A 22,488-nucleotide genomic window follows, 5' to 3' on the forward strand; every position below is an offset into this window, starting at 1 on the left:
ACCAAGCTCGGGCTGATCTCGTTCCTGAAGGAACATCGACGCCTACACTACGCTTCATGAACCGCCGTATACGGAACCGTACGTACGGTGGTGTGGGGGGAGGGCCTAAAATGCCCTCCTACCCGATTCACGCCTGCAAGTTCAATTGCCAGGAAACCCCGTATTTGTCCTTGATCCAGGCAAAAAGCTTGCTGAAACCGTAATTGTCGAGCGGCATCAGCGTCTCGCCGCCTTCCGAAAGCTTTTCAAAAACGCTGGTCAGGCTTTCCGCATCGTGGAAATCGACGAACAGCGATATGGATGGGTTGAAATCGAACTGATGCGGAATGGGGCTGTCTATGACGATCAGCCGGTGTTCGGCGAAGGTTACGCGTGCAATCTGCACCTTGCCGGGACTGCCGCTCGCTTCGTCATAGGTTTTGATCGACTCGATCAGGAAGTCGGGAAAGACCGAACGATATGTTTCCAGAGCTGCGCCTGCACTGCCCTGAAACATGAGATGGGTGCAAACCTGTGTCATGCCGGAAGCCTAACACGGTCCTGACAGTTCCGGCAATCGGGCTGTTATAGCAGGGCGCTAAGATGCTAACGCATCACGCCCTGAGAATGCTCAATCGCCGCACGGGCTTAACCAAGTCCCGATGAGTCAAACTCAACGAGACTTGGTATTAAAGGTTCTTTTTCGTAATTCGTCTCTCGATGCGCGCGGCGACGAAGCGGGCGATGGCAGGACCTGCCAGAAGCACGATGAAGAACCGGCTCGTCTGCATTGCGATGATGAAGGGCAGATCGACATTGCTTGATGCTGCGATGATCGCAACCGTATCGGCGCCGCCGGGACTGGTGGCAAGATAGGCGGTCAGCGGGTCGAGGCCCAGCACGTGACCGAGCGCCATGCCGAACAGTCCACATACGGCAATCAGGAGCAGCGTGGATGTGAGCACTGCTGGAAAAGCACGCGCCGCATGCGCAATGATGGCACGTGAGAAGCCGAGGCCAATACGCCAGCCGATAAGCAGGTAGCTGACCGCGAGCAGCCATGGTGGCAGGTCAATGGTGATGAAACCTGTGTCCTGGAGCAATGCGCCCAATATCAGCGGTACGAGCATGGCGCCGGTCGGGATGCGGAGGATTTCTCCAAGGAACGAGCCGCCGACGATCAGGAGCAATGTCGGTCCAAGGGTGGACCAGTCGATGGGCGGAAACCAGACGATCTCAATAGGCGTAACGGTCTCCACGCCTGTGCTGAGGCGCAGGACGAGCGAAGCTGCTGTGGCAACCAGCACGACACGAAGATATTGCATGAAGGCGACGAGACGAGCATCTGCTCCATGAGCTTCGGCCATCAGCGTCATTGCGGTGGCAGCACCTGGCGATGATCCCCACACAGCAGTTGTTCCTGGCAAAATGCGAAACCGCGCGAGCAGGTAGCCAATAAAAGTGCTGGTAAACAGCACATAGCCGACGGACAGCAGGATGACAGGCAGGTGCTGCCCCATGCTGGTGAAAAACTCAGCGGTGATCGAGCGGGCAATGAGGCAGCCGACGACACCTTGTGCTCCAAGCGACAGCCAGCGATGAACCCGTAAGGTGCTTTCGCCAGCAGCCATCAGGATCGCACCGAGCATCGCGCCGAGAAGCATGGCGGCGGGTAGCTGCAACTCTTCCCCTGCGAAAATCAGAATAGCGGAAAACACAGCCAGCAAGACCCACTGGATTGGTCTGGCTCTGTTCTTGAAGCTGAATTTGCTTGGGGTCGAATTCGGCCCGGAAGGGGAGGTTTTCTGCATTGCCCTTCCTCACTACATCTGGCGAGAGAGCTATGCAAATCCGATTTTATTCAAGAAACATTGATTTCTAAATATCAATATACTGAGGAAAATGAGGTGTTTGCAGTAAACGCCAAGACGCTGCTTTTCGACAAAAGCAGCGTCTTGAATTTCCGTATGGCCGCTTCGATCAGCCGATCATGGCGCGGCGCTGGTTGACAGGGCGCTCGATCACTTCCCGCGGGGCCTTGCCGCCGTCGCGTTCTTCGAGCGCTTCGGCTTTCGTCAGTTCGGTTTCCGCAGCCGACAATTCGGCTTCGGCTGCTTCCTTCTGGGACATCAGGTCGCGAATCGATACGAAGAGATTGTCGCGCCGCTGGCGTGCCGCCTTGGCGAAGGTCGGATAAGCGAAATGATTGATGTCAGTGATGCCAGCTTTTTTCTCTTCCGATAGAATCTGGGCGTCGAGTTCTCCGGCAATCCGTTCGAACTCGCCGATCATCAGGTCGAGCTGGCCCAGCTGACGGCGCTTTTCCTTCACCTGGAACAGTTTCAGCCTGACTAGGCTTTCACGTGGCTTCATACGCAATACTCCTTGAACACCAACCAGCTTTCATGTGTTGGGGCGTTCCCCCCGACTTTATTAACAGGTGTAAACAGGCAAAACGCACCTGGTTCACCCCCGAATCTCCTTGCAAATTCAGCCCCCTAAAGGGGAAATCATCGCAGCCGCTTTTCCGAAATGGCTCAACAAGCGAAACAAAAAGTTAAGAATTCGCTCGTTTGGTAACCATTCCTTTACCGGCGAAGTTAATCATACGCGTTAGGACTTAAGGCTCGGTAAACCTCGTGTGGTTTTTCGGCAACAGGCGAAAGCTAGAGTCAGATGAATCGCTTAGCGAAGATTCTTAATGCGATGCTTTAGAGTCATCAGGAAGAGAATGTCTTTATGATTCAGGCGCGTAAGAGAATTTTCTAAACAGGGCAGAAATATGCTTGCCAAGCAGAATCATATTTTGTTAACCATTTGCTGGCACCTTCATGCAAAGGCAACGATAGTTCCGTGTGCTGCCGTGAGGGACATCGGGTCGGCTGCGGAAAGGGGATAAGAGATGCGCGTCCTTTTGATTGAAGACGACAGTGCTATCGCACAGAGCATCGAGTTGATGCTTAAGTCCGAGAGTTTCAATGTCTACACGACCGATCTGGGCGAAGAAGGCATCGACCTCGGCAAGCTATATGATTACGACATCATCCTGCTGGACTTGAACCTGCCGGATATGTCTGGTTACGAAGTTCTTCGCACCTTGCGTCTGTCCAAGGTGAAGACGCCGATCCTCATCCTTTCCGGCATGGCCGGTATCGAGGACAAGGTTCGCGGTCTGGGCTTCGGCGCCGATGACTACATGACCAAGCCGTTCCACAAGGACGAGCTGATCGCACGTATTCATGCGATTGTGCGCCGTTCGAAGGGACATGCTCAGTCGGTCATCACGACGGGCGACCTGGTGGTCAATCTGGACGCGAAGACGGTCGAAGTTTCCGGCCAGCGCGTTCACCTGACCGGCAAGGAATACCAGATGCTGGAGCTTCTTTCGCTCCGCAAGGGTACGACGCTCACCAAGGAAATGTTCCTCAACCATCTCTATGGTGGCATGGACGAACCGGAACTGAAGATCATCGACGTCTTCATCTGCAAGCTGCGCAAGAAGCTTGATGCTGTTTCCGGTAGCCAGAGCTATATTGAGACGGTCTGGGGTCGCGGCTATGTGCTGCGTGAGCCGGATGCTGAAATGCGTGAAAGCGCCTGATCGGCAACAGGCTTCGAAATGTAAAAAGCTCCGCTTCGGCGGAGCTTTTGCTTTTTGAAGTAGCTATTTTGGGAATTAAGCGGACAGAATGTCTGCAAACTGCTCGGTGAGATAGGCGCGGTCAAATGGCTTCAGAATATAACCATTGGCGCCTGCACGCTTCGCCCGCATGATGCGGGTCACATCAAGTTCATAAAGACACAGGATGATGTGGGGGCGGTCGCCACCCGGCATGGCGCGCAGTTCGGTTACGACCTCCAATGCCGTCATATCCGGAAGGTCATAGTCGAGCAGAACGACGTTCGGCATGCGCGAAAAACAGGTTTCGAGCGCTTCCCGGCCGGTTGAGGCCTCGGCAAATTCTGCGATAGTTTCGGACAGGATGCGGCGCGCGACTTTGCGAATGACGGAGGAATCGTCGACCAGCAGGCAATAGCCTGTCATTGGTTCATTCGCCATGCAGTCCCCCTTCACAAATGCGCGCGGGCTGTCACGCCTTCGACACATATCTTCTGACGCATATCCTGACCGGAAATGCATTGCCTGACTGATAGAGGGTTTTATTGCTGTTTGCCAGTATGAGCGCGGGTCAGCCCCGCGCTCCGGGGCGCTTATTCAGCAGAAAATACGATATCTTCTGCCGTAGCGTGGATGGAAATCTTCATGCCTGCTTCTTCGGCCAGAAGCAGGGTGTAGTAAGGCTGGACGGAATGGGCGTCGATCGGCTCTTCCGGGGTAGCGCCTGAATGAAGCTCAAGGAACTTCGGCGGAACACGCAGCATGCGGCCCTTCACAGTGATGACGAAGCGCGGTTCGGTATCTCCACCTTCAAGGCGCAGGGCCAGCGAGCCGCCACGCGGTATGGCGGCATTGGCGATCAGAAGCATGTTCAGGAGCAGCTTGACCTTGTTTTTCGGCAGAAGGACGCGAGTGCCTTCCCAAGTGAATTCCGGCTTTTCGTTCTTGAAATATTCAGTAGCAACGTTCTGTGCATCGCCTGTGTCAATCTGCACGCCGGCCGAGCCTGCGGCGCCGAAAGCGATGCGGGCAAACTGAAGACGGGCCGAGGCGTTACGTGCACTCGACTTGATGAGCGCCATCGCGTCCTCGTCTGCTCCGCCTTCTTCCAGCAGTTCCAAGCCGTTATTGATCGCGCCAACCGGCGAAATGATGTCATGACAGATCCTGCTGCACAGAAGCGCACCGAGGTCGAGCGCAGAAAGGGTAACGGGCATTGGCATGGCGTTTTCTCCGGAACGCGGATCGATCCTGCTCGTCCCAGCGTGTTGGATGAGCAGACCGTTGTCGGTTAACGAAACAGCCCGCAAAGCCAGAGTTTGCGCGCTGCATGAAGGTGGGCGAATCGCCCGGAATATCGATTTAACTGGATACACGGGCCATCGGACCGCCGCAACAAAGCTCTCTTTTCGATCCATGCGACCCCGGCATTCCCTCACATCAGTGTGAAAAAGACCGGAAATTACATGCCTTCGTAAAGCCAATTTCGATACTTAAAGGTTTGGACAATAAATTCGGGTCTAAAATAGGCGCGATTCGACCGAAATGTCCGGAAGAGACGTGGTCTGGCTTTTAACAGGGCCGTCAGACAGAGGAGCGGAGAGCCAAAAGGAATTTTACATGGCCATACAATCCCTGTCGCAAATCAGGTTCCGCAATGCGGCGTGCTTCGTTGCGTTTTTTGCGGCGCTGTTTGTTTCTTTCATCGCTCTGCCAAGTCAGGCCAGAGCACAGAACACATACACTGCCGAGGAAATCGTCGAATCTGGTCACAGGTTCTTCGGGTCAACTTCGGGCGGTATCGCAAGCGCGGTCGAGAAGGCGTTCCAGAGTTTTGGTCTGCCCAACGGCTATATTCTTGGTGAAGAAGGTTCCGGCGCTTTCATCGGCGGCCTGACCTATGGCGAAGGTACGCTCTATACCAAGAATGCAGGCGACCATAAGACTTATTGGCAAGGCCCTTCGCTTGGCTGGGATTTCGGCGGGCAGGGTTCTCGCGTGATGATGCTCGTCTATAATCTCGACGACATCCAGAACCTTTACGGCCGTTATGCCGGTGTTGCTGGTTCTGCTTATGTCATTGCGGGCGTCGGCTTCAATGTCCTGAAACGCGAAAACATCATGCTGGTGCCGATCCGCACCGGTGTAGGCGCGAGGCTCGGCGTGAATATCGGTTATCTGAAGCTTTCCGCTGCGCCGACGTGGAATCCGTTCTAAGGATTAGTTGCGAATATGTGTCTTTTCAGCCGGTGATTGTTTTTGCTGGCTGGAAAGACAGTCAACTGCGCACTATGAATAGTCAATGCTTGTCTGAAACCGCTCGGGCCCGTTTGAAACCGTGATCCAGTCCGCTCTCTTTTTCATATTCGGCGTTCTTGTGGCGGTTTTCGTCGTGATTCTACTCGGCCCGTCCGTCTGGCGACGCGCCTTTTTTCTGGCGCGCCGGCAGGTTCAGGCCGAATTGCCGATAACGCTGGCCGAAATACGTGCTGACCGGGACGGGCTGCGCGCCGAACACGCCGTCGCGGTTAGCCGGCAAGAACAACTGCTGAAGCTCGAACGTCACAAGACTGCGGAACAGAAGGTGACGCTCGCCCGGCAATATGAAGAACTGAAACGTATTCCGCTCCTCGAAGGAAGCCAGGCAGATATTGAGAAGCAACTGGCGGAGCACGAGCGGGTGACCAAAGATGCTGAGACAGCGCGCGACACGGCGCTGGAAAAGGCGGAAATCCTCCAGGCGGAACTGGAACGGATGCAGAGCCACTATAGCGCGCTTGAGGGATTGGCCGATACTTTGCGTATCGAGATAAGTGGAAGCGAGACGGAATATAGCCGTCTGACAAACGAGATGACCGAAATGCGTCGAGATCGCAAGGAAGCCGCAGCGCGTTACAACGAAGTTTCGACCCAGTTGACCTCTGCGCAGACGGAGTTGAAGAGCGAAAAGCGGCGCAATGGAGAACTGCAGCAGAAGCTTGAGAAGCTGATATCCGAGCTTTCCGATGCGCAGGAAAAAATCGAGCGCTATAGCCGCAAGAATGCTGGCGAGAACGAAAATCCCGAGCTGGCCGAGATCGAACGCGAGAATGCAGCGCTTCGTGAAGAAATGGCCGTGCTTGCCGCCCGCGTGGTGGCAGCGACCGCTGAAACAGAAGGACCGGAATCTCCGATCCATTCAATTCTTGAGGCGGCAGAAAAATCCAACGCTGGAAAAGACAAGAAGACCGGCTCCAAAAGTCTGGCGCGCCGCATTCGCGACCTGCAATAGAGCATTTCCAGTTTAAGTCGAATCGTTGGAAATGCTCTATCTCTTTGCCTTTACGCATGTCTTTATCCCTTCGTAGTGGGGTCAGAAATCAGTCTGGTGGACTGATTTCTCCGCGAAGGCGGTTCCCACTTTTGGGAGACATGCTTGAGTTCAGCAATTATTCCTTGCCGAAAACATCTGACCAGTCCGGGTGACGCATCGCCTGAGCGTGCATGAAACTGCAGCGCGGGATGATTTTCCATCCGCTGCGGCGCGCGTCCAGAACAGCATTCTTGGCAAGCGCCTGCGCGACGCCTTTTCCGCGCATCGTGTCCGGCACGAAAGTATGATCAATGGAAATGAGGGAGGGGCCAAGCTTCGTATAGGTCATTTCGGCTTCGCTTCCGTCAAGAACAGCCGCATAACGTCCGCCGTCGGAGCTGTCTTCCTTGCGAATCTCGATAGTCCCGCTCATGCCATCCTCCTGAACAACTGCGTGCTTTCATCAACGCATCAAGTTCACAACATAGGAACGGAATGTGCAAATAAAAACCGGCCACGTGGGCCGGTTTTCGATTTGTCGATCCACGACCGGTTGCGGAAAATATTGTTCCGCAGCGGCCATGATCCCCGTCCTTCCAAAACCTGTCCCGGTTTTGGCGAGACAGGTCCTAGTGACGATATTGCTGTATTCTGGTGGTCCTGAGGCCGGCGAGACCATGCTCATCGATTGAGGATTGCCAGGAAAGGAATTCCTCCACCGTCAATGTATAACGCTGGCATGCCTCCTCAAGGCTCAGAAGTCCGCCCCGCACTGCGGCAACGACTTCAGCCTTGCGGCGGATGACCCAGCGCCTTGTATTGGCGGGGGGGAGGTCCGCGATGGTCAGCGGGCTGCCATCAGGACCGATAACATATTTTATACGCGGTCTTACCAGATCGGTCATTGTACTCTCTACACAACACTCAAGGACCTAATCGAGTGTGAGACTAACCCGACAGCTTTAAAAATTACCTAAACAGCTGGTAACTATCTGGTAAGACTTGGAAAAATTTTCGTTTTCGCCCTATTGCCGGCTTTTTTGCGGTATATGACCGGAAAACCTCACGGGGAAGTGTGCATTGCCTGTCGCAATCTGGACAATGATTGTTCCCGGACCCTTGGCAAATTGCCGCACTTTAGCCTATATAGGGCGCAGAAACCTAAATTTTGAGAAGCAGGGCACTTGCCCGGAAGCTGGAATCAATCATGAGCCTGAACAGCCTCGATCTGCCGGGAAAGCCGGAAGACACGCGCGTTGTCGTCGCCATGTCGGGCGGCGTCGATTCATCTGTTGTGGCCGGGATTCTCAAACGTGAAGGTTACGATGTCGTTGGCGTGACGCTGCAGCTTTATGATCATGGTGCAGCCGTTCATCGCGCCGGTTCCTGCTGCGCGGGACAGGACATCGAAGATGCCCGCCGCGTTTCGGAAAGTCTCGGTATTCCGCATTATGTTCTCGATTACGAAGCACGCTTCCGTGAAGCCGTGATCGACCCATTTGCGAATTCCTATGTCAGCGGCGAGACGCCGATTCCATGCGTTTCTTGCAATCAGACGGTAAAGTTTGCCGATCTTCTGCAGACCGCGCGCGATCTTGGCGCCGATGCGCTGGCAACGGGACATTATATCCGTAGCCGTGCCAATGGTGCGCACCGTGCGCTTTATCGCCCGGTCGATACGGATCGTGACCAGAGCTATTTCCTGTTTGCGACCACGCAGGAGCAGATCGATTATCTGCGCTTTCCGCTTGGACATCTGCCGAAGGCGCAGGTGCGTGAAATTGCAGAGGAAATGGGCCTCACTGTTGCCAAGAAGCAGGACAGCCAGGACATCTGCTTCGTGCCGCAGGGCAAATATTCCGACATTATCTCCAAGCTGAAGCCGGAAGCAGCCAACCCTGGTGATATTGTCCATATCGACGGTCGTACACTTGGCCGCCACGATGGCATCGTGCACTACACGGTCGGCCAGCGCCGCGGTATTGGCGTTGCCACGGGTGAACCGCTTTATGTCGTGCATCTCGATGCCGCCAATGCGCGGGTCATCGTCGGTCCGCGTGAAGCGCTGGAAACGCACAAAGTCTTCCTGCGTGACATCAATTGGCTGGGTGATGCGCCGATCAACGATCTGCCTGAAGGCGGCATGGAAGTGTTCGCCAAGGTGCGTTCGACCCGGCCGCCACGCCCTGCCGTGTTGCGCCATGGCGATGGCCAGACCTGGGTTGAGCTGGTCGATGGCGAAAGTGGTATCGCTCCGGGACAGGCCTGCGTGCTTTATTCCGATGAAAGCAACACCGCACGCGTCTTTGGCGGCGGGTTCATCGGTCGGTCCGAGCGGGAGCCGCAGGCAGAAGAAATGCTGCGCCGTCTGGTCGCCAATACGGCGAGTGCCTCAGCGGCCTGAAAAATCAGTCTTTCTTGTAATAAAAAATCTCCGGCTTCAAACCGGAGTTTTTTTATTTTGGCGTCCGAATGCGATGTTCTTACGAGAATTTGCTGAACCGGGACAGAGCTATGCCCGACGCAGTTGCGACATTCAGGCTGTCGAAGGCAGTGGACATGGGGATACGCGCCGTCTGCAGCTTTGCGAGCAGGCGAGGCGGCAATCCTTCCCCTTCTGTTCCAAGCAGGAGTGCCTGTCGATCGAACTTGGCCGCATCATAAATGCCGAGCGAGGATGACGGGCTGAGCGCGAGCAGATTAAAGTTGGCATCGCCAAGCGCGGCGATGATCTCATCGATATTTCCACCGTGGAAATAGGGAACCTTCAGCGTGGCGCCGACCGACACGCGGATGGCCTTGCGATAAAGCGGGTCGCAACAGGTTTCGTCCATCAGCACGCAATCGGCTTCGAAAGCGGCTGCGTTGCGAAAAATAGAGCCGACATTGTCGTGATTGGAAATGCCGCACAAAACGACAACGAGCGATTTCGCGGGCAGGGCAGCCAGCATCGTGTCAAGGCTCGGCTGTGTCTTGCGACGGCCCACTGCGAGAATGCCGCGATGGACATGAAATCCGACGACCATATCCATGACAGTCTGCGGGACGGAATAGACAGGAACATCCGGCGGCAATTGGCCGAGTTGTTCGCTCAGGCCCGCAAGCCGGTTTTCCAGAACAAGCAGGGATTCCGTCTCGAAGCGTGCCGAGGATGAAAACAGGACGTTCAGAACCACTTTGCCCTCAGCGATAAAACGCTGCTGGCGTCCCACGAGATCTTTTTCGCGAATGCTGCGATAGGGGGAGAGGCGGATGTCGTCCGGATCGTCAATCTGCTGGACGCAGCCGTGCGAATGAGAATTTTCGTTCATCGCACGGCTGTGACCTCATGATGTTATGCGTGAGCGACGGCCGCCAGACTGTGTCTGCGCGGTGTTGGACTCATATACAGACTCGAGAGTGTCGACAACATCAACTCGATATGCGGCGAAGAAACCATATAGTAGATGGTCTGCGCGTCGCGACGGGTTGAAACGAGATCAAGAGCTCGTAGTTTTGCCAGGTGCTGAGACAAGGCAGATTGGCTAAGGTCAATCGCCTTGGCAAGTGCACCTACCGACATTTCATTATGAAGCAACTTACATAAAATTAGTAATCGCTTATTGTTAGCAAGCGCCGACAGGAAATCGGCAGCCTGATCTACGTTTTCAATTAAATCAAAGAAAGTATTTTCGTTGCTCATTTGCCGTCATACCCCCGTAAGACTGGACAAAGTTAAAAATATACATGCGAATTTTCATAAGCATGCATATTCAAAATAAGGCTATATGCCGAATTTGAAAAGCCCTTGCTTATATTCAATTCAGTATAAAGACGTGCAATTTCGTCCCAAAAAAAATGCGGTTTTGTTTCAGGGGCTTTATTTTACCGTTTGGTCAGTGCTGTAACAGCTTCCCCCACGGAATCAGGGCTCTTTGGAAACATATGACGCAAAACGATATCGCCGCTGGCGATGTCGACACCGTCGGGGTCCAACCCTATCACTTTCCATTGGTCTTTAATAGCGCTGCTTTTCGCAAGCTGCTGTGCAATTCGGGCAATTTCCGACGTGTGGTGGTCGTTGAACTGATCAAGCGCACTTTGTTCGCCTTCGGCAAAGTGCGCACTGGTCGAAGCTGCACACAGCAGGTCGTCTGGCGTCAGGTTGAATGCCTTGCCGAAGCCGCCGTTGAGGCTGGCGCTTTCCAGTTCGAGCCGGAAAAAGACAAAGTCTCCGAGGTCCACATAAAGCGAACCCTTCGGATTGTGATTGAGGTAGCGTCGCCGAATGCGGGGGTAGTCAACGGATGCTCTCTCAATTTTCCGGGCCTGACAATGCAGTGTGACGCGCGCATGGGCGAGGGGGTCTCCCTTGCCAACCTCGCCGAGCAGAAGCGAGCAAGCCGGGTTTGCCAGCAGCCCCGGCGTGTGTGCAGCCAGTCCGGAAACAAGAATGAGAGGTGTTCCATCCATATCCGTCGCCACGGAGACGCGGCTTGCCAGTGGTCTGCCGGTCGCTGCGTCGAAAACGGCGATGGCGCCGTAGCGCGATGCCCGCAGCAGGGTCTTGGCAAGCTGGATGGCTTCGGGCGTGGTTGGACGAATTGGATTGGTTTCTGGCATGACGGCGGACTCAAATATGACTAATACGGTCCACTTAATAATGCACCTTTGCCGATAGGGCTAGCGAATTCGGCGGAACAATCGTGTCGAAAAGTCAAAACTGCGAGCAATTTCCGATTGATCGGGTGCATCGGCGTCGCGTCTGAGTCGGTGATGCAGAAGTTGCATTATCCCATGCAAAATGCGTGCGAATAATATTATAAATCAGAGAGCCTTAGCGCAATATTCCGAAATTGTAATGATCTTTAGAATAAAAATCTAACGATTGGGGCCAAATTCGGTTGAGAATGTGAACTGGTTCTAAAAATTGCGCTTGCAAAGTGGCGGTCCACACGTTTCGATAAGCGCAAGCTGCGGGCAATGGGGTGCACGCGGCATGCTTTTCCGTGGAGGCGGACAATAATGAAATTCTACCAAAAACTCCTGGCAGCAACCGCGCTGGTGGCTCTGATGAGCGGTGCTGCATCGGCAAAGACCTTTGTGTATTGCTCGCCGGCTTCGCCTGAAGGTTTCGATCCTGCTGCCTATACCGGTGGTGACACGTTCGACGCCTCGGCTCATCCGGTCTACAACCGCCTTGCCGAATTCGAAAACGGAACGACGAAAGTTGTACCGGGCCTCGCAGAAAGCTGGGAAGTTACTGCCGACGGTCTGGAATACACCTTCCATCTGCGCAAGGGCGTCAAGTTCCATTCGAACGACTATTTCACGCCGACCCGCGATTTCAACGCCGACGACGTGATCTTCTCGTTTGATCGCATGCGCAACAAGGACAATCCTTGGCACCAGTACACCGCTGGCATCACCTACGAATATTTCGACAGCATGGAAATGGGTGCGCTGATCAAGGACATCGCCAAGGTTGACGATTACACCGTCAAGTTTGTGCTGAACCGTCCGGAAGCGCCGTTCCTCGCAAATATCTCGATGCCTTTCGCTTCGATCATTTCGAAGGAATATACGGACAAGCTCGCCGCCGACGGCAAGAAGGACGACCTGAACCAGATTCCGGTCGGCACCGGTCCGTTCCAGTTCGTCGCCTACCAGAAGGACGCCGTTGTTCGCTTCAAGGCCAACGAAAACTACTGGGGTGGCAAGCCGAAGATCGACGATCTCGTCTTCGCGATCACGACCGATCCTGCTGTTCGCGCGCAGAAGCTCAAGGCTGGCGAATGCCACCTGATGTCCTATCCTGCTCCGGCGGACATCAAGGGTCTTCAGGCTGATTCCAACCTCAAGGTTGACGAACAGGCTGGCCTCAACGTGGCTTACTTCGCGTACAACACGCTGAAGGCGCCTTATGACAAGCCGGAAGTTCGCAAGGCGCTGAACCAGGCTGTCAACAAGCAAGCTATCGTCGATGCCGTGTTCCAGGGTCAGGGCCAGGTTGCCAAGAACCCGATCCCGCCAACAATGTGGGGCTATAACGACAAGGTCGAGGACGACAAGTACGATCCGGAAGCTGCCAAGAAGGCTCTCGAGGCTGCTGGCGTCAAGGATCTCAAGATGAAGCTGTGGGCTATGCCTGTCAGCCGTCCTTACATGCCGAACGCACGTCGTACCGCTGAACTCATGCAGGCCGATCTGGCCAAGGTTGGCGTCAGCGCCGAAATCGTTTCGATGGAATGGGGTGAATACCTCAAGAAGTCGTCCGACAAGGATCGTGACGGTTCCGTTATCCTCGGCTGGACCGGTGACAACGGTGATCCGGACAACTTCCTGGGCACGCTTCTCGGCTGCGCTGGCGTTGGCAACAACAACCGCGCCCAGTGGTGCTACAAGCCGTTCGAAGACCTGATCCAGAAGGCCAAGGTCTCGACCAGCCAGGAAGAACGCACCAAGCTCTATGAAGAAGCACAGGTGGTCTTCAAGGAGCAGGCTCCTTGGAATACGCTTGCTCACTCGACGGTCTTTGTGCCGATGTCGGCCAAGGTTACCGGCTTCAAGCAGAGCCCGCTCGGCGACTATCGCTTCGAAGAAGTTGATATTGCCGAGTAAAATCTGACAACACGAGTGTGGTGGATTTGAGGTTCCTATTCCTTGCGTGACAAGCGCGGTCAGGAGCCTCAAATCTGTAAACCACACTCGATTCAATTGGTTGCTGGTTTGGTTTGAAACCGAAATTCGCTCACGCCTTGTTTGAGGGGCATGCGAATTTCGGTTTTGCCAAACCGGGGGCCGGGTGTAGGGTGATCCCGGCACCCGGTCGGAGTTTTTGTATGTTCCGTTTCATATTGAACAAACTCGTCTATCTGGTTCCGACCTTCATAGGCATTACAATCGTGGCTTTTGCTTTCGTCCGGGTTCTGCCCGGCGATCCCGTGCTGTTGATGGCCGGCGAACGCGGCGTGAGCCCTGAGCGCCATGCCGAACTGATGGCGCAGCTCGGCTTCGACCGTCCGATCTGGCAGCAATATCTGGACTATGTCTGGAACCTGCTGCACGGTGATTTCGGTCAGTCTCTCGTGACAAAAAAGCCTGTTCTTGTTGAATTCTTCGCGCTGTTTCCTGCAACTGTAGAGTTGTCCATCTGCGCGATCATCGTGGCTATTCTGTTGGGCATTCCTGCTGGTGTCATCGCTGCTGTGAAGCGCGGCTCGTGGTTCGATCAGGGGCTGATGGGCATTTCGCTGGTCGGTTATTCGATGCCGATTTTCTGGTGGGCGCTTCTGCTCATCATCTTTTTCTCAGGCGTGCTGCAGTGGACGCCGGTTTCCGGCCGTATCTCTCTGCTCTATTTCTTCCCGCCTGTGACCGGTTTCATGCTGATCGACAGTCTGCTATCGGACCAGAAGGGCGCTTTCATCTCGGCGGCCTCGCATCTCATCCTGCCGACCATCGTGCTTGCGACCATTCCGCTCGCCGTTATCGCGCGCCAGACCCGTTCCGCCATGCTGGAAGTCCTGGGCGAGGATTATGTGCGCACCGCGCGCGCGAAAGGCCTGCCGGTTCGTCGCGTTGTCGGACTGCATGCGCTTCGAAATGCGATGATCCCCGTCATCACGACCATCGGCCTGCAGGTCGGCGTTCTGATGGCTGGTGCGATCCTGACCGAGACGATCTTCTCATGGCCCGGTATCGGCAAATGGATGCTCGATTCCATTTTCCGTCGCGATTATCCGGTCGTGCAAAGCGGACTGCTGCTGATTGCATTCATCATCATGCTGGTGAATCTGGTCGTGGATCTGCTGTACGGCCTTATCAATCCGCGTATCCGGCACAAGTGAGGGTATCATGACACACTCAGCTATTCAGCCGGAAGCCGCGAACGACATTGGCAAGATGCGCGCGCTGAAGGATTTCTGGTTTTATTTCAGCGTCAACCGTGGCGCTGTGATTGGTCTTTTCGTATTTCTCGCAATCATTCTGGTGGCGATCTTTGCTCCGATTATTGCGCCGCACGATCCTACGGAACAGTTCCGTGAATTCGTGAAGGTTCCGCCCTTCTGGGAAGATGGTGGTTCGACGCAGTTCCTTCTGGGAACGGATGCGGTCGGACGTGATATTCTGTCCCGCCTGATCTATGGTTCGCAATATTCGCTGCTCGTGGGCTTTGTCATCGTCATCATTTCGATGTGCCTTGGCATCACCATCGGCCTTATCACGGGCTATTTCGGTGGCGGCGTCGATACCGTGTTCATGCGCATCATGGATGTTATTCTGGCGTTCCCGTCGCTGCTGCTGGCGTTGGTTCTGGTGGCTATTCTCGGACCTGGCCTCATCAACGCCGTGCTTGCGATCACGCTCGTCTTGCTGCCGCACTTTTCGCGTCTTACCCGCGCTGCCGTCATGGCGGAAAAGGAACGCGAATACGTGACCGCGGCCAAGCTTGCCGGTGCAAGCAAATTACGCCTGATGTTCAAGACCATTCTGCCGAACTGTCTTGCTCCGCTCGTGGTGCAGGCAACGATGTCGTTCTCCAACGCCATCCTCGACGTGGCAGCTCTGGGCTTCCTCGGCATGGGCGCGCAACCGCCGACGCCGGAATGGGGTACGATGCTTGCCGAAGCGCGTGAGTTCATCCTGAGCGCCTGGTGGATCGTTACTTTCCCCGGCCTTGCTATCCTGATTACTGTTCTCGCCATCAATCTGATTGGCGACGGTCTGCGCGATGCGCTTGACCCGAAACTGAAGAGGAGCTGATCGATGGCTCTGCTTGAAATCAAGAACCTCACGGTTTCTTTCGACACTTCGACAGGCCCGTTCCGGGCGGTCGACGGGATCGACATAAGGGTCGACAAGGGCGAAGTGCTTGCTATTGTCGGCGAGTCCGGTTCGGGCAAGTCGGTCGGCATGCTTGCGGTCATGGGTCTCCTGCCCAAGACGGCAACTGTTACCGCCGACACCATGACCTTCGATGGCAAGGACTTGCAGGCAATGTCCGACAAGGATCGCCGCAAGATCATCGGTCGTGACATTTCGATGATTTTCCAGGAACCTGTCGCCAGCCTCAATCCCTGCTTCACGGTGGGTTATCAGCTTGAGGAAGTGCTGAAGCAGCATATGGGTATGAATGGCTCGGCGAGCCGTGCGCGCGCCATCGAGCTTCTGGAGCTCGTCGGCATTCGCGATGCAGCGGAACGCCTGAAAAGCTTCCCGCATCAGATGTCGGGCGGCCAGTGCCAGCGCGTCATGATCGCTATCGCGATTGCGTGCAACCCGAAGCTTCTCATTGCCGACGAGCCGACGACGGCTCTCGATGTGACGATCCAGAAGCAGATTCTCGATCTTCTGATGCGGCTTCAGGTGGAACACGGCATGGGTCTCATCATGATTACCCATGACATGGGTGTTGTGGCTGAAACGGCGGACCGCGTGATTGTGCAGTATAAGGGCCACAAGATGGAGGATGCCGACGTGCTGTCGCTGTTCTCCGCCCCCAAGCACCCTTACACCCGTGCGCTGCTCTCGGCCCTGCCGGAAAATGCGACCGGCGATCGTCTTCCGACGGTTTCCGATTTCGTCTTTGAAAATAATGGTGCGGGAGAAGCGTGATGAGCGAGATTGTTCTCGAGGCGCGCGACATCAAGCGCGATTATGATGTTGGCGGCGGTCTGTTCGGCAAGGCGAAAGTGGTTCATGCCGTCAAGGGCGTGAGCTTCAAAGTCGAAAAAGGCAAGACATTGGCCATTGTTGGTGAATCGGGTTGCGGCAAGTCCACGCTGGCTCGTATTCTCACCATGATCGATCCGCAGACCTCCGGTGAACTGAAGATCGGCGGCAAGGATGTGAACATCGCTCGCGATGGTCTGACGTCGGAAATGCGCCAGAAGGTGCAGATCGTGTTCCAGAATCCCTATGGCTCGCTCAATCCGCGCCAGAAGATCGGTGACGTTCTGGCCGAACCTCTGCTGCTGAATACCAATATGTCAGCCGAGGAACGTCGCGCCAAGGCGATGCAGATGCTGTTGAAGGTCGGCCTTGGTCGCGAACACTTCAACCGCTATCCGCATATGTTCTCAGGTGGCCAGCGCCAGCGTATCGCTATCGCACGTGCGCTGATGCTCAACCCGAAGCTGCTTATTCTCGATGAGCCGGTTTCCGCGCTTGATCTGTCCGTGCAGGCGCAGGTTCTGAACCTGCTTTCTGATTTGCAGGAAGAGTTCGGTCTTACCTATGTCTTCATCAGTCATGACCTTTCGGTTGTGCGCTACATCGCCGATGAGGTGATGGTGATGTATTTCGGTGAGGTGGTTGAGTACGGTTCGCGGGACGATGTCTTCAACAACCCGCAGCATGACTATACGAAGAAGCTCTTTGCTGCGACGCCGCGCGCGGATGTCGATGCCATCAAAGCTCGCGTGGAAGCCCGCGCCGCTGCAAGACAGGCAGCGCATAGCTGACCTATATCCATACGCAGCATAGAATATAAAAAACCGCACATTCTCATGTGCGGTTTTTTATTTGCGTCATGAATGTTGCAACCCATGGGATTTCAAAGTATAGGATCGATATTTTAATAGTTATAAATTTGGAATTGCCATGTATTTTTATTTTGTTGTTTCTTTTGTATCAGTAATATTATCCACTATTTTTTGGGTTGCGAATTCTGAATTCCTATTTTGTATTTAAGTCATGTATTTTTATTAAATATACATGATATAGGTAATTCATGCGTAATTTTCTAATCATTCTTTTCGTCGCGTTGCTCGTCCTGTTTGGCTTCTTGGCTCTTCTATTTGTTAGTGTTTCATAGGCGTGTTTATGTGCCACGCTGTTGATGCCAGGCGAGGGCGCGTACAATGTCATCCGCCGCAATCTTGCCGACGATTGCTCCGTTTTCGATGATCCCGACGTCGCCGCTGCTGTCCGCTACAGCATTCATCAGCTCGCGCACCAGAGTTTCGCGCCGGGCGGTTGCGGCAAAAGGACGTGGCGCTGCATTGCGATCGAAGGGCACCATGATGTCGCCTGCCCGAAGCACGCCGAGCGGGTTCATATGGGCGACGAAGTCGGCAACATAGTCGTCGGCGGGTTGCAGGAGAATCTCCTGTGGCGTGCCGCACTGAACGATACGACCGCCTTCCATGATGGCGATGCGATTGCCAATCTTCATGGCTTCATCGAGATCGTGGCTGACAAAGACGATGGTCTTTTTCAAACGTGACTGGAAGGCCAGCAATTCGTCCTGCAGGCGTGTGCGGATCAGCGGATCAAGGGCCGAGAACGGCTCGTCCATCAGCAGGATCGGCGCACCGGTTGCAAATGCGCGGGCAAGCCCGACGCGTTGCTGCATACCGCCGGAAAGTTCTCCGACCTTGCGTTTGGACCAATCCTGCAGGCCGACAAGTTCAAGCTGCTCGCGCGCTTTGGCAAGGCGTTCTTCCTTGCCCATACCGGAAATTTCCAAGCCGAAAGCGACATTTTCCTCAACCGTGCGCCATGGCAACAGGCCGAACTGCTGGAACACCATGGAGACAAGTTCGGTACGAAGATGGCGAAGGGTCCCGCGGTCAGCCTTGCCGACGTCGATTGCGCGCTCGCCTTCCCGCACGAGAACGCGCCCGCGCGAAATCGGATTAAGCCGGTTGATTGCCCGAAGAAGCGTGGATTTTCCCGAGCCTGACAATCCCATCAGAACGAGGATTTCGCCTTCCTCTATGTTGAGCGTGCAATTATGCACGCCCAGCACAAGATTGGTTTCAGCCTGAATCTGTGAACGGGTGGCCCCGCGATCTGCAAGAGCAAGTGCGTCATCGACATTGCTGCCGAAAATGATGCAGACGTCTTCGAGTGCGATGATGGTCATCCGCTTGCTCCTGATCTCAGTTTAAGCATGATCTTATCCGAAAACCGGTTTCCACTTTTCGGGATCATGCTATTTCTCGCGTCCGGCGCGGAAGATGCGGTCGAGCACGATGGCGACCACGACGATGACAAGACCGGCCTCGAAGCCGAGTGCGGTATTGACTGAATTCAAGGCCCGCACGACGGGTACGCCAAGGCCATCTGCACCGACAAGCGCTGCAATGACCACCATCGAAAGCGACAGCATAATTGTCTGGGTTAGACCGGCGAGAATTTGCGGCATGGCGTAAGGGAGTTCAATTTTCCACAAGAGTTGTGACCGCGACGCTCCGAACGCTTCACCAGCTTCGATCAGCGATGAGGGCGTGGACGATATACCGAGGTGGGTCAATCGTACCGGCGCAGGCAGAACGAAGATTGCCGTTGCAAGGAGGCCCGGCACCATGCCGATGCCAAAGAAAACAATCGCCGGGATCAGGTAAACGAATGTCGGCAGGGTCTGCATCAGATCGAGTACGGGGCGCATCGCAGCGTAAAGCGCCGGGCGATGAGCTGCCGCAATGCCGAGCGGTACGCCGATCGCCATGCAGAGAAAACAGGCCGACAGAACAAGAGTCAGGGTTTCGAGCGTTCGATCCCAATAGCCCTGATTGATGATGAAGAGGAAGCCGATCACAGTCAGCACGACCACCGAGATACGGCGCTGGATCAGCCACGCGATGATAGCGAAGATGGCGATCAGAAGCAGAGGGTGAGGGAGTTTGAGAAGGAAAAGCAGCCCGTCAATGAGGCTCTGCATGACGGCGGCCAAGGTATCGAAAAAGCCGCCCATATTGTCCGTCAGCCAGTCCACCACGGATTTGGCGGTCGGTCCGACAGGGATCTTGTAGTCCGTCAGCCAGTTCAACGATCAAGTCTCCTGCTGCGTGCTAGAGCATTTCCGGCAAAGGTGCGATGCGATTTGCGTAGGATAATGCGCAAAAACTAAGAGAAAGGGTGCGGGCATCCTTGAAACTGCCGGGCCGCGTTTGTCGCAGCCCGGCAAGATGTCGGGATTAAAGGCCGAGCGCCGCCTTGACGGCTGGCAGGCCTTCCTTGCCATCAACGGTCGTTACGCCAGCGAGCCACTGGTCGAGTGCGCCCGGATTGGCTTTCAGCCAGTCGGTTGCAGCCTTCGAAGGCTCTTCGCCATCGTCGAGAATCTTGCCCATGATGTCGTTTTCGATGTCGAGCTTGAATTCCAGATTGGTGAGGAACTTGCCGACATTCGGGCATTCCTGCGTATAGCCGGTGCGGACATTGGTTTCGACCTTGGCACCGCCGAGATTGGGGCCGAAGAAATCGTCGCCACCGGTGAGGTATGCGATTTCGAAACGCTTGTTCATGGGATGCGGCTCCCATGCCAGGAACACAACCGGTTCCTTGCTCTTGATGCTGCGCGCAACCTGCGCCAGCATGCCCTGTTCGGACGATTCCGCCAGTTCGAACGACTTGAGGCCGAAGGCATCCTTGTTGATCATGTCGAGGATCAGACGATTGCCGTCATTGCCTGGCTCGATGCCGTAGATCTTGCCGCCGAGCTTATCCTTGAACGTGGCGATGTCCTTGAAGTCCTTGAGGCCTTCGTCATAGGCGTATTTTGGCACGGCGAGCGTATATTTCGCGCCGGTCAGATTGGTGCGCAGTGTCTCGACGGTCTTGTTGTCCAGATAAGGCTGGAGGTCGGCGGTCATGGACGGGTTCCAATAGCCGAGGAAGACGTCGATATCCTTTTTGCTCAGTGACGCATAGGTCACCGGCACGGAGAGAACCTTGATGTCGGTTTTGTAGCCGAGACCTTTCAGGATTTCTGTCGCCACCGCCGTTGTCGAGGTGATATCGGTCCAGCCGACATCCGAGAAGCGGACGGTCGAGCAGCTTGCGGGTTCGGCGGCGAAACCGGTTGCAGGCGCGCTTAGCATTGCCGTTCCCGTGGCAAGCCCACCCAAAGCAAGCGTAAGCATATAGGTCGATACGGACTTCATTGTTCTCTCCATTTACCGGGCCGTTTTGACGGATTGATTGTTTTTCCGGTTCCAGCTTTAGCAAACACCAAAGATTGCGCCATTCAAGTACCATAGCGGCGAAAATGTTCTCGATTGCGACGTTGGCCGCAGTTTCTGGCGGAAAACCGTTTCACACCAGACTTGAAACTGCCTTTGAAGCTGTTTGTCGCTCATCATTTTCCGGAACCGACGGCCAAGGGGAAACGGGCAGGATTGCCACGCATTTGGCCGAAGCGGGTTGGCGCCATGTTACGGATCGGCCCTCGGGATTCAACCCTGTCAGCGGAAAATGACGGATAAAATCAGTTGGATGGGGCTTCGAGGTTGTCGAAAAGATGAGCACACTCTATTTGAGAGCTGGAAGCTTTTTGAGGCTTGGCTGCTTGCGAACGGGACTTGCGATGCATAGGTCCGTAGGCGACGCAGAAGCGGTGGAAAGCCCGGAGTTTCGGGCAAAAGGAAGGATTTTTTACAGTGTGGAATGCAGTAAAGGGCGTTTTTTCCTTCCTGGGCCGTTTCATCGCGGCACTCGCTCGCCTGATTGCCATTCCGCTCGGCGGATTGTGGCGGCTTTTCCTGCGGCTCGGAATTTTGTGGAAAGTTGCAGTTGCGGTCGTCGTGATCGGTCTTGGCGGCCTTTACGTTTATTTCATCTGGCAGACTCAGGTATGGACGAATTTCGATCCTGACTATCCGGCCAAGTACAGCTATCAGGATGCGACCACGCCCGGTGAAGAGGTAAAGGCCCAGGTCGCTCCGGCTGAAGCGCCGTCCACCGCAGCACCCGTGGAACAGCCCGCCGCCACACCCGAAACCAGTCAGACCGGCAGTGAAGCATCTGCGAATCAACCGGTTCAGGCCGCGCAATTGCCGTCCTCGGCGCGCAAATGTTCCCGTTCGGCCATCGCTGAAGTCGCCGCCGATCTTACCGACTTCAATGTCAACCAGAATGCATGGATTTCCTCCATGCTGCTCTACAAGCTCGGTCTTTTCGGTATGGACTGGGATCGCACGCCATTCCTCGACAACAAGGCGTCGTTCCAGCGCGGCATCAATGCAGCGGTACGCCGTACCGCGATTGAACTCGTCGACAATATCGGCCGTCTGCGCGGCACGTCGCAGATCGACGGCGATCTGCAAAAGGCACGCGGCAATCTGCAATTTGCCGAAGATTCCTGGTATTTCGGCCTGAGCCCGTTCGGTCCGAAGACGCCGACGCCGAGCTATTACCGTTCGGCGATCAAGGATCTGCGTGCCTTCAACGGACGACTTGAAAACTGTCAGGCGACCTTCGATGCCCGCGCCGACAATCTGATCCAGTTTGTCGACCGTATCGCAAGTGACCTCGGTTCAACTTCGGCCATCCTCAAGGACCGTGCCGAGAATTACCACGCTGGCTGGTTCGACACGCGGGCGGATGACCGTTTCTGGTTCGCCTATGGTCAGCTCTATGCTTATTACGGCCTGCTGCGTGCGGCGCATTCGGATTTCCGCGGTGTTCTGGCTGAAAAGCACCTCGACGGTGTGTGGGACGAGATGGAAAAGCAGATGCGTGCCGCGCTCGACATGCAGCCTTTCATCGTTTCCAACGGCAGCCCCGATGCCTGGTTCACGCCATCGCATCTGACCACGATGGGCTTCTATATTCTGCGTGTCCGTTCGAATCTGGTGGACGTGAAACAGGTTCTGGAGCGCTGACCGGC

The 22,488-nt window shown here is 55.1% G+C and carries 23 protein-coding genes; 10 read left to right on the forward strand and 13 right to left on the reverse strand.

Features of this window, described 5'->3' with window-relative positions:
- Positions 1-127: 127 nt before the first annotated feature.
- The 3 genes from F9K91_RS13620 to F9K91_RS13630 all read right to left on the reverse strand — a co-directional run bounded on the left by F9K91_RS13620 (position 128) and on the right by F9K91_RS13630 (position 2,352).
- On the reverse strand, positions 128-520 hold the full coding sequence (locus F9K91_RS13620; RefSeq protein WP_061345861.1) for a VOC family protein: 393 nt from the start codon (positions 518-520) through the stop codon (positions 128-130).
- Positions 521-668: 148 nt separating this feature from the next.
- Positions 669-1,790: an AbrB family transcriptional regulator gene (locus F9K91_RS13625; RefSeq protein WP_151677985.1), complete on the reverse strand. Its 1,122-nt coding sequence runs from the start codon at positions 1,788-1,790 to the stop codon at positions 669-671.
- 169 nt (positions 1,791-1,959) lie between these two features.
- Complete coding sequence (locus F9K91_RS13630) at positions 1,960-2,352, reverse strand: flagellar export protein FliJ (RefSeq protein ID WP_151677986.1); 393 nt, start codon at positions 2,350-2,352, stop codon at positions 1,960-1,962.
- A gap of 529 nt (positions 2,353-2,881) precedes the next feature.
- Between F9K91_RS13630 and ctrA the strand changes: the two genes are divergently transcribed.
- Positions 2,882-3,580, forward strand: a complete 699-nt coding sequence (gene ctrA / locus F9K91_RS13635) for a response regulator transcription factor CtrA (RefSeq protein ID WP_010659553.1) — start codon at positions 2,882-2,884, stop codon at positions 3,578-3,580.
- A gap of 75 nt (positions 3,581-3,655) precedes the next feature.
- Here ctrA and F9K91_RS13640 read toward each other — a convergent pair whose 3' ends face one another.
- A complete protein-coding gene (locus F9K91_RS13640) occupies positions 3,656-4,039 on the reverse strand; it encodes a response regulator (RefSeq protein WP_151556018.1) in 384 nt (127 codons plus the stop codon).
- Between the two features lie 152 nt (positions 4,040-4,191).
- Positions 4,192-4,821, reverse strand: a complete 630-nt coding sequence (chpT, locus tag F9K91_RS13645; protein WP_151677987.1) for a histidine phosphotransferase ChpT — start codon at positions 4,819-4,821, stop codon at positions 4,192-4,194.
- Positions 4,822-5,218: 397 nt separating this feature from the next.
- On the opposite strand from chpT, the gene F9K91_RS13650 reads away from it, so the two are divergent.
- Positions 5,219-5,815: a DUF1134 domain-containing protein gene (locus tag F9K91_RS13650; RefSeq protein WP_061345866.1), complete on the forward strand. Its 597-nt coding sequence runs from the start codon at positions 5,219-5,221 to the stop codon at positions 5,813-5,815.
- Positions 5,816-5,960: 145 nt separating this feature from the next.
- The gene (locus tag F9K91_RS13655) at positions 5,961-6,869 is read left to right on the forward strand and encodes a coiled-coil domain-containing protein (RefSeq protein ID WP_208852697.1); all 909 of its coding nucleotides are present in this window, start codon (positions 5,961-5,963) and stop codon (positions 6,867-6,869) included.
- Between the two features lie 157 nt (positions 6,870-7,026).
- On the opposite strand, the gene F9K91_RS13660 is transcribed toward F9K91_RS13655, so the two are convergent.
- On the reverse strand, positions 7,027-7,323 hold the full coding sequence (locus F9K91_RS13660; RefSeq protein WP_010659558.1) for a GNAT family N-acetyltransferase: 297 nt from the start codon (positions 7,321-7,323) through the stop codon (positions 7,027-7,029).
- 196 nt (positions 7,324-7,519) lie between these two features.
- Positions 7,520-7,795, reverse strand: coding sequence for a CtrA inhibitor SciP (gene sciP, locus F9K91_RS13665; protein ID WP_002964694.1), 276 nt, complete (start codon positions 7,793-7,795; stop codon positions 7,520-7,522).
- Positions 7,796-8,097: 302 nt separating this feature from the next.
- Here sciP and mnmA point away from each other — a divergent pair, with 302 nt between their 5' ends.
- Positions 8,098-9,294: a tRNA 2-thiouridine(34) synthase MnmA gene (gene mnmA, locus F9K91_RS13670; protein ID WP_192799246.1), complete on the forward strand. Its 1,197-nt coding sequence runs from the start codon at positions 8,098-8,100 to the stop codon at positions 9,292-9,294.
- A gap of 79 nt (positions 9,295-9,373) precedes the next feature.
- On the opposite strand, the gene F9K91_RS13675 is transcribed toward mnmA, so the two are convergent.
- The 3 genes from F9K91_RS13675 to F9K91_RS13685 all read right to left on the reverse strand — a co-directional run bounded on the left by F9K91_RS13675 (position 9,374) and on the right by F9K91_RS13685 (position 11,492).
- On the reverse strand, positions 9,374-10,201 hold the full coding sequence (locus F9K91_RS13675) for a TrmH family RNA methyltransferase (protein ID WP_151556020.1): 828 nt from the start codon (positions 10,199-10,201) through the stop codon (positions 9,374-9,376).
- Positions 10,202-10,224: 23 nt separating this feature from the next.
- Entirely contained in the window at positions 10,225-10,572 is a 348-nt protein-coding gene (locus F9K91_RS13680; protein ID WP_061345870.1) for an ArsR/SmtB family transcription factor, read from the reverse strand.
- Positions 10,573-10,754: 182 nt separating this feature from the next.
- The gene (locus F9K91_RS13685) at positions 10,755-11,492 is read right to left on the reverse strand and encodes a HugZ family pyridoxamine 5'-phosphate oxidase (protein WP_151677989.1); all 738 of its coding nucleotides are present in this window, start codon (positions 11,490-11,492) and stop codon (positions 10,755-10,757) included.
- Between the two features lie 402 nt (positions 11,493-11,894).
- Here F9K91_RS13685 and F9K91_RS13690 point away from each other — a divergent pair, with 402 nt between their 5' ends.
- From F9K91_RS13690 to F9K91_RS13710, 5 genes are all read left to right on the forward strand, one after another.
- Entirely contained in the window at positions 11,895-13,490 is a 1,596-nt protein-coding gene (locus tag F9K91_RS13690; RefSeq protein WP_151556023.1) for an ABC transporter substrate-binding protein, read from the forward strand.
- 221 nt (positions 13,491-13,711) lie between these two features.
- A complete protein-coding gene (locus tag F9K91_RS13695; protein WP_061345873.1) occupies positions 13,712-14,719 on the forward strand; it encodes an ABC transporter permease subunit in 1,008 nt (335 codons plus the stop codon).
- Between the two features lie 7 nt (positions 14,720-14,726).
- Positions 14,727-15,635: an ABC transporter permease subunit gene (locus F9K91_RS13700; protein WP_061345874.1), complete on the forward strand. Its 909-nt coding sequence runs from the start codon at positions 14,727-14,729 to the stop codon at positions 15,633-15,635.
- 3 nt (positions 15,636-15,638) lie between these two features.
- A complete protein-coding gene (locus tag F9K91_RS13705; RefSeq protein ID WP_061345875.1) occupies positions 15,639-16,487 on the forward strand; it encodes an ABC transporter ATP-binding protein in 849 nt (282 codons plus the stop codon).
- Complete coding sequence (locus F9K91_RS13710; protein ID WP_061345876.1) at positions 16,487-17,335, forward strand: dipeptide ABC transporter ATP-binding protein; 849 nt, start codon at positions 16,487-16,489, stop codon at positions 17,333-17,335. The genes F9K91_RS13705 and F9K91_RS13710 overlap by 1 nt, the downstream gene beginning before the upstream one ends.
- Positions 17,336-17,694: 359 nt before the next feature.
- Here the strand turns inward: F9K91_RS13710 and choV are convergent, their stop codons facing one another.
- The 3 genes from choV to F9K91_RS13725 form a co-directional block, all read right to left on the reverse strand.
- Positions 17,695-18,741 carry a choline ABC transporter ATP-binding protein gene (gene choV, locus F9K91_RS13715; RefSeq protein ID WP_061345877.1) on the reverse strand — a complete coding sequence of 349 codons (1,047 nt, stop codon included), beginning with the start codon at positions 18,739-18,741 and terminating at the stop codon, positions 17,695-17,697.
- Between the two features lie 69 nt (positions 18,742-18,810).
- Positions 18,811-19,647, reverse strand: a complete 837-nt coding sequence (choW, locus tag F9K91_RS13720; RefSeq protein WP_151556025.1) for a choline ABC transporter permease subunit — start codon at positions 19,645-19,647, stop codon at positions 18,811-18,813.
- A gap of 148 nt (positions 19,648-19,795) precedes the next feature.
- Positions 19,796-20,764 carry a choline ABC transporter substrate-binding protein gene (locus F9K91_RS13725; protein ID WP_151556026.1) on the reverse strand — a complete coding sequence of 323 codons (969 nt, stop codon included), beginning with the start codon at positions 20,762-20,764 and terminating at the stop codon, positions 19,796-19,798.
- 495 nt (positions 20,765-21,259) lie between these two features.
- Between F9K91_RS13725 and F9K91_RS13735 the strand changes: the two genes are divergently transcribed.
- A complete protein-coding gene (locus tag F9K91_RS13735) occupies positions 21,260-22,483 on the forward strand; it encodes a DUF2333 family protein (RefSeq protein ID WP_151651975.1) in 1,224 nt (407 codons plus the stop codon).
- Positions 22,484-22,488 lie beyond the last annotated feature (5 nt).

It is taken from the genome of Brucella tritici (assembly GCF_008932295.1).
Taxonomy (GTDB): Bacteria; Pseudomonadota; Alphaproteobacteria; order Rhizobiales; family Rhizobiaceae; genus Brucella; species Brucella tritici.

Excerpts from the sequence above, each read along its gene's own strand:
- F9K91_RS13630 (WP_151677986.1), bottom strand. The coding sequence starts at position 2,352 with ATGAAGCCACGTGAAAGCCTAGTCAGGCTGAAACTGTTCCAGGTGAAG.
- F9K91_RS13680 (WP_061345870.1), bottom strand. The coding sequence starts at position 10,572 with ATGAGCAACGAAAATACTTTCTTTGATTTAATTGAAAACGTAGATCAG.
- F9K91_RS13660 (WP_010659558.1), bottom strand. The coding sequence starts at position 7,323 with ATGAGCGGGACTATCGAGATTCGCAAGGAAGACAGCTCCGACGGCGGA.
- F9K91_RS13675 (WP_151556020.1), bottom strand. The coding sequence starts at position 10,201 with ATGAACGAAAATTCTCATTCGCACGGCTGCGTCCAGCAGATTGACGAT.
- mnmA (WP_192799246.1), top strand. The coding sequence starts at position 8,098 with ATGAGCCTGAACAGCCTCGATCTGCCGGGAAAGCCGGAAGACACGCGC.
- F9K91_RS13620 (WP_061345861.1), bottom strand. The coding sequence starts at position 520 with ATGACACAGGTTTGCACCCATCTCATGTTTCAGGGCAGTGCAGGCGCA.
- sciP (WP_002964694.1), bottom strand. The coding sequence starts at position 7,795 with ATGACCGATCTGGTAAGACCGCGTATAAAATATGTTATCGGTCCTGAT.
- F9K91_RS13685 (WP_151677989.1), bottom strand. The coding sequence starts at position 11,492 with ATGCCAGAAACCAATCCAATTCGTCCAACCACGCCCGAAGCCATCCAG.
- F9K91_RS13700 (WP_061345874.1), top strand. The coding sequence starts at position 14,727 with ATGACACACTCAGCTATTCAGCCGGAAGCCGCGAACGACATTGGCAAG.
- chpT (WP_151677987.1), bottom strand. The coding sequence starts at position 4,821 with ATGCCAATGCCCGTTACCCTTTCTGCGCTCGACCTCGGTGCGCTTCTG.
- choV (WP_061345877.1), bottom strand. The coding sequence starts at position 18,741 with ATGACCATCATCGCACTCGAAGACGTCTGCATCATTTTCGGCAGCAAT.
- F9K91_RS13690 (WP_151556023.1), top strand. The coding sequence starts at position 11,895 with ATGAAATTCTACCAAAAACTCCTGGCAGCAACCGCGCTGGTGGCTCTG.
- F9K91_RS13650 (WP_061345866.1), top strand. The coding sequence starts at position 5,219 with ATGGCCATACAATCCCTGTCGCAAATCAGGTTCCGCAATGCGGCGTGC.
- F9K91_RS13710 (WP_061345876.1), top strand. The coding sequence starts at position 16,487 with ATGAGCGAGATTGTTCTCGAGGCGCGCGACATCAAGCGCGATTATGAT.
- F9K91_RS13640 (WP_151556018.1), bottom strand. The coding sequence starts at position 4,039 with ATGGCGAATGAACCAATGACAGGCTATTGCCTGCTGGTCGACGATTCC.
- F9K91_RS13625 (WP_151677985.1), bottom strand. The coding sequence starts at position 1,790 with ATGCAGAAAACCTCCCCTTCCGGGCCGAATTCGACCCCAAGCAAATTC.
- F9K91_RS13705 (WP_061345875.1), top strand. The coding sequence starts at position 15,639 with ATGGCTCTGCTTGAAATCAAGAACCTCACGGTTTCTTTCGACACTTCG.
- F9K91_RS13695 (WP_061345873.1), top strand. The coding sequence starts at position 13,712 with ATGTTCCGTTTCATATTGAACAAACTCGTCTATCTGGTTCCGACCTTC.
- F9K91_RS13725 (WP_151556026.1), bottom strand. The coding sequence starts at position 20,764 with ATGAAGTCCGTATCGACCTATATGCTTACGCTTGCTTTGGGTGGGCTT.
- ctrA (WP_010659553.1), top strand. The coding sequence starts at position 2,882 with ATGCGCGTCCTTTTGATTGAAGACGACAGTGCTATCGCACAGAGCATC.